Annotated in this window: 11 protein-coding genes; 7 read left to right on the top strand and 4 right to left on the bottom strand. The window is 57.5% G+C overall.

The window, feature by feature from the left end:
• Positions 1-122: 122 nt before the first annotated feature.
• Complete coding sequence (locus WD429_RS02330) at positions 123-296, top strand: HigA family addiction module antitoxin (RefSeq protein ID WP_368420567.1); 174 nt, start codon at positions 123-125, stop codon at positions 294-296.
• A gap of 13 nt (positions 297-309) precedes the next feature.
• On the opposite strand, the gene WD429_RS02325 is transcribed toward WD429_RS02330, so the two are convergent.
• On the bottom strand, positions 310-1,923 hold the full coding sequence (locus WD429_RS02325; protein ID WP_368420566.1) for a sterol desaturase family protein: 1,614 nt from the start codon (positions 1,921-1,923) through the stop codon (positions 310-312).
• Positions 1,924-2,083: 160 nt separating this feature from the next.
• On the opposite strand from WD429_RS02325, the gene WD429_RS02320 reads away from it, so the two are divergent.
• From WD429_RS02320 to WD429_RS02295, 6 genes are all read left to right on the top strand, one after another.
• Positions 2,084-3,130 carry a helix-turn-helix domain-containing protein gene (locus tag WD429_RS02320; RefSeq protein ID WP_368420565.1) on the top strand — a complete coding sequence of 349 codons (1,047 nt, stop codon included), beginning with the start codon at positions 2,084-2,086 and terminating at the stop codon, positions 3,128-3,130.
• 262 nt (positions 3,131-3,392) lie between these two features.
• Positions 3,393-3,905, top strand: coding sequence for a hypothetical protein (locus tag WD429_RS02315; RefSeq protein WP_368420564.1), 513 nt, complete (start codon positions 3,393-3,395; stop codon positions 3,903-3,905).
• A 57-nt stretch (positions 3,906-3,962) separates the two neighbouring features.
• On the top strand, positions 3,963-4,421 hold the full coding sequence (locus WD429_RS02310) for a phage holin family protein (protein WP_368420563.1): 459 nt from the start codon (positions 3,963-3,965) through the stop codon (positions 4,419-4,421).
• Complete coding sequence (locus tag WD429_RS02305) at positions 4,418-5,212, top strand: DUF3618 domain-containing protein (protein WP_368420562.1); 795 nt, start codon at positions 4,418-4,420, stop codon at positions 5,210-5,212. Before WD429_RS02310 ends, WD429_RS02305 begins: the two co-directional genes overlap by 4 nt.
• A gap of 127 nt (positions 5,213-5,339) precedes the next feature.
• Positions 5,340-5,717 (top strand): nuclear transport factor 2 family protein, encoded by a 378-nt coding sequence (locus WD429_RS02300; RefSeq protein ID WP_368420561.1) that lies wholly within the window; start codon positions 5,340-5,342, stop codon positions 5,715-5,717.
• A 73-nt stretch (positions 5,718-5,790) separates the two neighbouring features.
• Positions 5,791-6,612, top strand: coding sequence for a TIGR04325 family methyltransferase (locus WD429_RS02295; protein ID WP_368420560.1), 822 nt, complete (start codon positions 5,791-5,793; stop codon positions 6,610-6,612).
• A 128-nt stretch (positions 6,613-6,740) separates the two neighbouring features.
• On the opposite strand, the gene WD429_RS02290 is transcribed toward WD429_RS02295, so the two are convergent.
• The 3 genes from WD429_RS02290 to WD429_RS02280 all read right to left on the bottom strand — a co-directional run.
• The gene (locus tag WD429_RS02290; protein ID WP_368420559.1) at positions 6,741-8,105 is read right to left on the bottom strand and encodes a DUF1329 domain-containing protein; all 1,365 of its coding nucleotides are present in this window, start codon (positions 8,103-8,105) and stop codon (positions 6,741-6,743) included.
• 31 nt (positions 8,106-8,136) lie between these two features.
• Entirely contained in the window at positions 8,137-10,041 is a 1,905-nt protein-coding gene (locus tag WD429_RS02285) for a DUF1302 domain-containing protein (protein ID WP_368420558.1), read from the bottom strand.
• Between the two features lie 83 nt (positions 10,042-10,124).
• Positions 10,125-10,588: hypothetical protein (locus WD429_RS02280; RefSeq protein WP_368420557.1), on the bottom strand; the 464-nt coding region annotated here is incomplete at its 5' end.

Genomic DNA, 10,588 nt, shown 5'->3' with positions numbered 1-10,588 from the left:
AATACTGCCGGCATGGCGCGCAAGCCGACTCACCCTGGTGAAATGCTGAGAGAGGATTTCCTGCGGACTATGGCCTGACCGTTGCAGGGTTGGCAGAGTCTCTGGGTGTCTCTCGTCAGTCGGTGAATGAATTACTGCGCGAGCGCCGTGCTGTCAGTCCCGAGATGGCGCTTCGGCTTGCTCGCTTGTTTGGTAACTCTCCGGAGTTCAGGCTGAATGCGCAGCGATCTGTTGATCTTTGGACGGCGGCCCAGTCGGTCATGAAGGAAGTGGATCGGATCAAGCCGCTAAAATAGGATGTGACTTCACTCAGGGTACTGCCGGTAGCCCTTCGACTGCTGTCTTCAACCGTTGCAGGCCTTGTTCTGACTTCCGCTCGATGACCCCTTTAAAATGCAGGGCATTGACCAGCACCAGCGGAAAGTTCGGCATGGTGTACTGCAGGGTACGTTCGAACTCGCTGACGCCTGCGCCGGTGTTCCTGACGCGGTAGGTCAGCACAATCCCGACCTCATTATCCAGATTGACGCCGCGAACACGCCAGTGCTCTCCCTGTGAACGGCTGATCACTTCCCAGCTGACTCGGTTCTGGCCCAAGGGGGTATCGATCACTTCGTTGAAGTGTTCGCCGGTCTGCAATGACCCTGTGCTGCCCACCTCTGTCTGCATGGATTGTGGATGCCACTCCGGCCAGCGGCTGACTGAGCTGGCGTAGTCGAGAGACTGGCTGGCGGAGCGCTCAATAGTGATGGTATCGACTATCTGGGTGGTCACGGGGAACGTCCACAGGCTCACCGCAAACCAGAGCATCAGCGGCATGCGTAACGCTTCTCCCCATCGATAACGGCTGCGGTTTTCCAGCAGGTCATTGGCAATGACCAGACCGCTGATCACCAGCAGAACACCGGCTGCCAGTTGCAACGCTGACAGTTGTGGTGAAAGAAAGATGAACAGTGTGCACATGACGAATGTCACCGCCATGGAGAAGGCGACGTAAGCCTTCTTGCCCCGGGTGGTTTGTGGGTTGTATTTCGGTCGCTCGGCACAGCCGTTTTTCTGCATACCCGGATCACCGGCGTCCATCGCCAGGCAATCCGCCGGGCGCCAGCCAGTCGGCCGGACCCAGAGCAACAGCTTGTCCTGCCAGCGTGCTGTTGCCCGGGTATCCCGCGCCAGCATGGACCAGTGCTGGAGGTTAGCCTTGATGGGGTTGAAGGTATCCAGCGGGTGAGTGGTGCCATAGTGGCAGGGCTCCGTTGCCAGCTCAGGCTGCCAGGTGCCGAACAGACGGTCCCAGATCACCAGGGTGCCGCCGTAATTACGGTCGATGTAGATCGGATTCTTGGCGTGGTGTACGCGGTGGCTGGATGGCGTGGACATGACGCCTTCCATCAGAGGGATTCGGTGAATGCTCTGGGTATGAAGCCAGAACTGATACATCTTGAGTACGATGAACTGCACAACAAAGACCACCGGCGGACAACCCAACAGAGCCAGGGGCAGGTAGAACATCCAGGAGAAAGCATACTGGAAGGCACTCTGGCGAAGTGCGGTCGTGAGGTTGTATTCCTCGCCCTGATGATGGCCCACGTGCGCCCCCCAGAGGATATTGATTTCGTGGGCGATACGGTGGAACCAGTAGTAGCAGAAGTCGACACCAATGAAGAACAGGATCCAGGTAACCGGATTATCCACGCCGAAATCGAACAGACGGTGGTTGTTCCACAGCCAGATAAACACCGCAAAGGTGTAGGCCTTTAGCAAGGCATCAGAAAGCAGCAGCAAAAGCCCCATCGACAGGCTGTTCATACTGTCATTGAAACGATGAAGGCTGCGCCCCCGAAGACGGAGTAGCAGATACTCGGCCAGCATCAGGATCATAAATAAGGGAATGGCTAGGCCATTGATATTGTAGTCACTCATGCCAAGGCTCTCGTTTCCTGTAGTCATCCCATTATCTGGCCGGAGACAGAGCGGGTCAGTGACCGGCGGCGACGATTAGTGACAGAATGCGACAATATAATCGGGTATATTGTTCATGTAATGTCGTAGGGGGTCGTCAGAAAAGCCATCAGGAGCCGCCATGAGTCATTTGTCCATTGCCAATGTCTGGGTAAATTCCCTGCTGCGCACCCTGCACAAGCAGGGCCTCGATGTGAACGCGATCGTTGCCGGCCTGCCGGGGTTCGAGCGCGGCACGCTCAGGCATCGGGGCCGACTCGACCTGATCTCGGCGCGACAGCTCTGGCACACCGCCGCCTGGTTGTCCCAAGACCCGTTGCTGGGCGCGCGCATAGGCCTGCTCCAGGGCTATCGCAGCATTGGCGTGCTCGCTCCCTTGTTGGGGCATTGCCCATCGGTAAACCTGGCGCTGCAGCATGTGGCCACTTTTCAAACATTGATCAGTGAGAACGGCGTGTTCCATTATGACCGGCGGCCAGCCGAACAGGCTGCCCCTGCTGTGCTCCGTTGCCGGTATGAAGAAACGCCTGCGGCGCTGGCGGCCAGCCCGCAGCAGATTTTGTCGGTGATCGCCGGCACCATTCAGTACATTCGAGATTTGTTTGATCAACAGATTGTGGTGTTAGCCCTGGTCGTACCCCAAGATGCGGCGTTGGATCGACGTGGACTAGCCGGCTTGCTGAACCTGCCCATCACAGTATCCGGCGATAGCTTCGGTTTTGATCTGGATATCACTCATATTGATTCGCCCATCACAGGTTGCGACGAAACCCTGTATCAACTCAGCCTCAATTACGCCTGCCAGTTGCTCAACGCCAAGCAGGTGGGGTCGGAACAGTTGTTCAGGATACGGGGCTATATCGCTCACCATGGCCTTGCTCAGGCCGAGCTGGAGCAGTGCGCCAGGGCGCTGAATCTCCATCCCCGTAACCTGCAGCGACAACTGGCGGAGCAGGGTGCCAGCTTTCGGCAGCTGAAGGAGGAGGTATTGAAAGAGGTCACCATCCGTGAACTGAACCAGCGAACCTCGCCGGCGCAGATCTCTGAACGGCTCGGCTATTCTGAAGTCAGCGCGTTTTATCGTGCCTTCAAGGGCTGGTTTGGTGTCTCGCCTCGACAGCTTATCCACGACGCTTACCTGACCTCGCCAGTAATGGCACCACTATGAGCGACAAAGTGCTATCCGGCGCTCCGCCTTTCATCCAGGTCGCCTTCCCATAGCAAAGTGAGACCGGCCGGAGGCAGTAGAATTTTCCGATTGAGTGAAAATCTTGCCATTTTCACCTCTACTCCTTACGTCGATCCGCGCCGCTTATTAGCACCCGGGCTTGTGGTGGGACGCCCCGGGCGGTGGCACGAACTATGCTGAGCCTCTGTGTATTCAAACGCGAGATGTTTGAAAGGTCATTCGGCGGCTCAGGAGAAAGGCCATGGAACCAAACGATCCGAGTACAAATCAGGGCAGGGGCACGCCTCCACCATCTCAATCACCACCCCTCTCGGGGACCTCATCTCAACAGGCAGGCAGACCTGGCGGTGAAGGGAGCTCCCAGCCAGGCAGCAAACCGGATTCCACTGAAAAAAGCGCCGGCGACCTTGGTAGTGAAGCCAAAAAAGCCGCTAAGGCCAGGGCTTCCGAAGGCGCTGATACCGCTAAAAAGACGGCTTCCAGCACCGTCAGTCACGGCGCTGAAGCGTTGGGCCGCGCAGCGGACAGTCTGCGGGATCAGGGCGAGGAATCCCTGGCCCAGGCGGTCTCTTCGATCGCCTCCGGGCTGTCTGAGTACGCCGAACGCCTTGAAAAACGCACTGCTGAGGATTTGGTCCAGGACCTGGTGCGCCTGGCCCGCAACAATCCGACGCTCTTTGTGCTGGGCAGCGTAGGTCTTGGAATCGCGTTGAGCCGATTTTTCAAGGCATCTTCACGATCGTCTGATTCTTGAGTTGAGCAGACGAGCGCACTCAAACCGCAATTTAATGAGGGTATCCAGGAGGTCATCATGGCTGATGTGGCTCAGAACGAAAATATCGTCCCTTCCGGCGCAAATCGTGACTCTCAACAACCTGCCCCTCCGCCAGAGGAAAAAGCGCGCTTTTACGATCTCGTACGGCATTTAGTCGATGATCTGGCGCTTCTTTTCCGCAAGGAGTTGGCTCTGGCGGGTTCGGAAGTTTCCCAGGCACTCGACGATACCAAAAAGGCCCTCGCTGGCCTGGTCAGCGGTGTGGTGGTGTTGAATTCCGGGTACCTGGTCTTGCTCGCTGCCGCCACTCTGGGCCTTGGGCAGGTTATGGAGCTTTGGCTGGCCGCCCTGATTGTGGGAGCCGTAGTGACAATTATAGGGCTGGTTATGGTCACCGCGGGTAAGAAGAAGCTGGAACCGTCCAGTCTGAAACCGACGCACGCCATGGATAGCCTCCGGAAAGACAAGGAAACCGTTAAAGGACATGCATCATGACGACAGCAAAAGAGCACTTCAAAAATGATCTGAGTAAGGACCCGGAAGATCTGGAGCGTGAGGCTGACGGTGTGCGGGCAGATCTGGAAGGCACAGTCGATGAGCTGATGCAGCAGTTTTCTCCCAGTAAACTGCTTGATCAGGGACTCTCCTATTTTCGGAGCAAAGGGAACTATGACTTCATTCGCAATCTCTCCAGACAAGTGGAAAACAATCCGATTCCGACCGTACTCGCAGGGATAAGTCTGATTTGGCTGATGGCAGCCTCCCGGAAGTCCTCGGCGCATCAGGGGGTGCACCATGGAGAGAGTGTCACTGACACGATGGGTAAAAAGGCCGGCGAGGCGCGGGGGAAACTGTCAGCTGCAACCAGCGGTCTCAGGTCGTCCTCCCATGACGCCGCTGAGCATGCCCGGCAAACTGGCCACCAGGTGGCCGAGGGTGCCAGTGACGTAATGCACCGGGTAAGCGACGCCAGCCGACACACTGCCGAAAGCGCCCGGAGTGGGTTTCGCAATGCGCGCGAAGGGTATACCCAGATGCTTCGTGAACAGCCCCTGATGGTTGGGGTGTTGGCAGTGGCGGCAGGGGTCGCTCTGGGAGCCCTGCTGCCACGGACCTCGGCGGAGGATCGCGTGATGGGAAGCCTGAGCGACCGGGGAACGGACACGCTCAGAGAGAAGACAGACGAAAAACTGAAAGAAGAGCAGGGTAATACTCCGGAAAGCGCAGGCCGTGCGGTTGCCTCCGCGAGCGAATCGAACCCGCGTCCGTCGAATGTTAACACATAGTGTTTACGGGCTTATTGCCACCACCCCCGCTTTCGGTATAAAAGTGAATGGGGTACGCCGCTTGTTGCGGTATCTACGCGAGTCTGGGCGTTTCAACCGCCCCCGTTCTGGAAATGGAGTCGATTTAATGCAGCCAAAGGACATCGTGGCGCAGTTCATTGCGGATATTCATGACCAGCGTCTGGATGAGGCGAAATCTTTGCTGGCGGCTGAGGGGTTTGAATACGTGGGGCCGAATATGCGTTTCCTGAGCCGGGATGACATGCTGGCCTACCAGTTCGGTATGGTTGCCATCCAGAAGGACCTGATCCTCCGCCAGCTCAGTGCTGATGGAGAGCATGTGTTCGCGGTTCTGGACTACCGGACCAATTTTGAACCGATTGGGGATGTGCGGCTTGCTGTCTGGTTTCGGGTGCGGAATGACAGAATCCACACGGTTGAAGCCTTCTATAACGCGGCTGTGGTTGAAAACATGCTGGGGGGCAACCTGCCTTCCGCCAGCTAACATGGCATCGGGGTGACATTACTTCGTTCCCTGCTAAGATTCATTATAATTGTCTCTTAAAAGGGCAGTCACCATGTACGAACGAGCAAAGGACCTTTTGCATCAGGTCGAGCAGCTTCCGTTTATCAGTGAAGCGCTTGATCGTCGTTATGCCAGGCATTTCGCCAGCGCGACCAACGTCAATCTGTTTCGTGGAGTCTACCCGGATTTTGAGACGGCCACGGCGAACGCCCCGGGCGGTAAACCCCTGGGCTACGATAACGAAGCGCCTGCCTCAGCAGATATGTACCGCTTCCGTATGCGGTCGATTTCCCCCTGCGATTACCCGGTGGCGTTCTGGCTCAACAGGCTGATGCAGCCAAACGACAGGCTGCTCGATTTCGGCGGTCATGTTGGGGTTCTGTATTACGCGCTCTCCCGGTATCTGGCCTTTCCTGAGTCATTCCGGTGGCAGCTTTACGATGTGCCCGCAGTGATCAGAGAAGCCAGGAGTTTTGCTGCCACCCGCTCGTCTCCTGCCACTCTGACGTTTTGTGATGATCTTAGTCAGGCCGCACCGTGCAACTGGGTGTTGTTCTCCGGATCATTGCAATATGTGGAAGACTCGTTAGCGTCCCTCATTGGGCGTTTGCAGGACCGCCCAACCTACGTGCTGATCAATATGTTGCCGGTTCATCCTACCAAGAGCTTCGTGACGCTTCAGAACATCGGCACGGCTTTCTGCCCCTACAAGATTTACAGCGCGGATGAACTGAAAACGGAGATCAACAATCTGGGTGGGGAAGTGGTCGATCAATGGAGAAATGCGGATAAGTCGTGCTCCATTCCGTTTCACTGGGACCACTGCCTGGATTATTACTGTGGCCAGTTAATACGGCTCGACGCGGTTCATTGATGTAAGACTCAGGGCTCGGTTCCTGTGACTCGGGGTGCTGGTAGCACGGCTAAAAACAAAACCCGCTTCATCGCTGAAGCGGGTTTTGTGTGTCACCCCCTGGTGGGGGCGCGAGAGGCAAGCGGCGGTTAGCGCACGCCGGCCCGGCGCAGCGCCGCGGGGGTGTATTCGTTGGAGCGGGCTTTGACGTCGAAGGTGTATGGATCGTCTTCCTCGTTAGTCAGACCCATCACCAGGTAACGACCAGAGAGCAGGTCGTACAAGGTTTCAGCGGCGTAGCTGGGAATCCCGATATCGTAGCCCTGAACCATGTGTGCCTCGGCCACACGCCAGAGTTGGTTGCGCCCATCGTAATGGTCAACCACGGCGATCTGCCAGGTATCTTCATCCACATAGAAATCGCGCTGGGCGTAGATGTGACGCTCGCCGTCCTTCAAGGTGGCGCGCACATGCCACACGCGATGCAGTTCGTAGCGGGTCAGCTCTGGGTTGATATGTCCGGGCTGGATGATGTCGTCGTAGCTCAGGCTCTGGTCGCCCAGCCGGTAGGAGTTGTACGGGATGTACATTTCCTTCTTGCCGACCAGCTCCCAGTCATAGCGATCCGGTGCGCCGTTGAATAGGTCGAGGTTGTCGGAGGTGCGCTGTCCGTCGGCGGCGGTACCTGGCCCGTCATAGGCTACCTGCGGAGCGCGGCGAACACGACGCTGACCGGAGTTGTATAGCCAGGCTCGGCGGCCTTCTTTTACCTGATTCAGCGTCTCATGCACAAGCAGCACGTTACCGGCTAGGCGCGATGGCCCCGTGATGATCTGCTTGAAGTAGAACATCACGTTGTCGTCTTTGCCAGGCTCGTAATCCGCCAGTGCCACGCGGTCGGTCAGGTGTTCAGTGAATTTGACCGGGCTGTATTCGCCATCGGCCTGGGGCGTTACCTGGGCAACATTACGGATGATAGAGCCGCCGCGATATCGGGTAATGTGGTTGAAGATGACCTCAACCCCACTCTTGGGAATCGGGAAGGGGACGCCGGTTTGATAATTCTGAACGCCATTGCCGTCGGGTGTGAGGGACACCTCCGACGCATTTTCCACCGCCTTTTCCATCATGAAATCCGGATAGGCACCGGTGCGCCGGGTCTGGTACACCGGAATGAAGTAGTCGCCGTAGGCCTTGATGGTGTCCACCTGACCGGGAGAGAGCCTGTCCTTGTATTCGTCCACATTGCTTTGGTCGATCACGAACAGTCGTTCGTCTTCCGGGAATGGGTCCGGGTAGATGCCTTGCTGAGGCTGATCCACCGGGGGCGAGGTCAGGCCTCCGTCCCAGGCCGGGATTTCGTCGCCATTGCCGGCCTTTTCGGCACCAATCGGTGTCAGTTCATTACCGAGCTTGGCGGCTTCCTCGGCGGAAACAGCCGCAAGGGCTGCTCCCGAGGAAAACAGTGAAACGGCGATGGCGCTACCGATGAGGTGTTTTCTGTATGTATTCACAAGAGACTCCTTTGTGATTGCCGTTAGTGAATCAGAATGAGTAGGAAATGCTGGCGGAGATGAAATCCCGGTCCGAGGTTTCGTTGTAATCGCCGCCAAAGAAATTGGTATAGCTGATCGAGCCGGAGTATGTGTTCTGGTAGTTGGCATCCAGACCGAGACTGACCGACTTGTTGCCTTCCCTGAAGTTACCCCCCGGGTCCGGAGCAAAGCCCTTGATATCGTGCTTGATGACCAGCTTTGGCAACAGGTTGATGCCGGCAAAGGCGTTGGAGTAATCCAGGGCAAATAAGGCGCGATAACCCCAGGAGAAGGATGTAGTGAAACCATCCGAGACGCAGCTAGTGGGGTTGATGTTCAGCCTGGATGTCTCATCGCCTGGGCCCTCGCTGCAGAAGTCGCCAGAGAATGACTCGCCATCCAGCGGTACCGGGCCAACCCCATATATTCCTGAACGACCATATCGTGCTTCGCTCTGGTCGGGCAGGTCGTGCACATAAGTAGCGCCAATCTCGGCCACGGTAATAAACCGTCCCGCGCCCAGGATCCGGTCCACAAAGTGGATCAGTGTGGCCTGGATCTGGGAGACGTCATAGTTATCATAGCCATCGACTGCTTTGCCGGCGTAGTTAAAGTTGGGGTCGTCCTCCTGGACACGCTGCTCCAGCTTACTGACCACCTGGCCGTCTGGCCCCCGCTGTTGCAGGCCGCCATAGATCAGCTCAAAGGTGTTCCACTGGATCGGCATGTTGGGGCGGAAGCTGTATTCCGCGCCCAGGGACGTGCCCGTCGGCAAGGTGGTGTTGATGCTGATGCCGTAGAGATCGATGCCCTTGGGGTAATCGATGAAATAACTCGGGAATCGGGTGAACGGCTCGTTCGGATCATTGATCTGGTTTTCCGTCGGGTTTTCCGGGTTGTTCACTACGCCGCTGATGTACGGCAGGCGGCTGTGGTAGCGGATGTAGTAGAAGCCCAGCTCCGAATCAAGGGCCGGCACAAACCAGCGCACGGCGGCACCGAACTGGTCTTTGTCGCCTGGCTCTTTGTCGCCCCGGCGGGGGGAGATGAAGCCTTCCTCGAATGCCTGAGAATCCGGCACCTGGCCTGCCAGCAGTACCGGGCCACAACCATCGGCCGCGACATCCGCAGAGGAGAAGAATGTGCCGCAGTCATCGATTTTGAACGGTTTCCACTCGGTCTGGACGTAAGCCTCCAGGTTAACGTCCTGAGTAAGGCCGACCGAGGTGTACAGCATGTTGACTGGCAACAGGACGTCTTTCAGCTCCGCACCCGGGGCGCGGAATGCTGGCACGTCAATGGGGTTGGTGGCGTTAATGCCCCCGAGGATGAACGTGCTCTCGCCCCAGCTCAGCACTTGCCGGCCATATCGTACTGACACGGGCGTGTTGCCGGCATACCAGTCGGAGAAGATATAGGCATCCAACAGGTCCACCCCGGAGGCGTTGTCTTTGGCATCCGGATTCAGTTTGCGTCTTTGCCCTACCGGATCTACCGCCCGCTCATTGTCCTTGAGCTCGACATCGTAGTAGTAGCTGCCACGCACCAGCGCACCGATACGGGTCAGATAATCGCTGTCCGGGCTATAGTCGAGGAACAGCTCCGAGCGCCCGCGCAGGATCTGCGAATACGGGTCGCCTTTTTTGAAGTTCAGGTTGCCGTCGTCAAAGTTGTTGGAGGATCCCCCGGTATCGCTGTAGGCGAATTCCTGCCCCAGGTTGCCCTGGGAGATCAGGTCCGGATCCTGGTCTTCCAGACGGAAGCCGACACCTGCGGTCAGTGTGGTGCTGAAAGAAGCATCGATATCGTAGATGTCGAAGTCTATCGCCAGCGCGGGTGTGGATGCCATCAAGGAAATGGCGGTTGCCAGTACTATTCGCTTGGGTCTGAAAACAGACGGATTTGTTGTTGTCATTGCTACTGCTCCAATTCTTTTTGTTCGCAGGAGCCGGCCCAGCGCAAGTGGCCGGCTCCTAGGTAGACGTAAGAGAGCTTCGGTTACAGCAGGCCGCCGAACAGGCCGCCGTCATCACCGCCATCGTCACCGCCGTCGCCTCCGGAACCGCCATCATCCGGCTCCGCGCCACCGTCGGTCTGGTCTTCGCACTCGGCATCGCCGGGCTGATTACCAACATCCTTGACGACGCAGTTGTTGTTCACGTTTACGGTAAAGGCGGTGTCAGCGCTTGTGCGGCTGCGGAACAGCGCTACCAGCTGCGCCGCCATCTCATTGAACACCGCGCTGGAGCTGAAGGCGTCTGCCCCTTTCTGACCAGCGGAGATCGGGTTGCCGTGGGAGCCTTCCAGGTAGCGGGTGATGATCGGGCGTGAGCCATCGTCGGTGCCGTCTTCGTTGTCGATGCTGACCGCGCCCATGAACCGGGCCATGGCGTCCGTGCCGGCCAGCGGCGCGGGTTGGCTGTCGATCGTGAAGCCATTGTCAGTGACCAGTTCGAGTGGCC

The organism is Marinobacter sp. (assembly GCF_040904845.1).
Taxonomy (GTDB): Bacteria; Pseudomonadota; Gammaproteobacteria; order Pseudomonadales; family Oleiphilaceae; genus Marinobacter.
This window is presented reverse-complemented; position numbering and strand designations above follow the sequence as displayed.

Coding starts and splice junctions, on each gene's coding strand:
- WD429_RS02325 (WP_368420566.1), bottom strand. CDS start 1,923: ATGAGTGACTACAATATCAATGGCCTAGCCATTCCCTTATTTATGATC.
- WD429_RS02320 (WP_368420565.1), top strand. CDS start 2,084: ATGAGTCATTTGTCCATTGCCAATGTCTGGGTAAATTCCCTGCTGCGC.
- WD429_RS02315 (WP_368420564.1), top strand. CDS start 3,393: ATGGAACCAAACGATCCGAGTACAAATCAGGGCAGGGGCACGCCTCCA.
- WD429_RS02310 (WP_368420563.1), top strand. CDS start 3,963: ATGGCTGATGTGGCTCAGAACGAAAATATCGTCCCTTCCGGCGCAAAT.
- WD429_RS02305 (WP_368420562.1), top strand. CDS start 4,418: ATGACGACAGCAAAAGAGCACTTCAAAAATGATCTGAGTAAGGACCCG.
- WD429_RS02300 (WP_368420561.1), top strand. CDS start 5,340: ATGCAGCCAAAGGACATCGTGGCGCAGTTCATTGCGGATATTCATGAC.
- WD429_RS02295 (WP_368420560.1), top strand. CDS start 5,791: ATGTACGAACGAGCAAAGGACCTTTTGCATCAGGTCGAGCAGCTTCCG.
- WD429_RS02285 (WP_368420558.1), bottom strand. CDS start 10,041: ATGACAACAACAAATCCGTCTGTTTTCAGACCCAAGCGAATAGTACTG.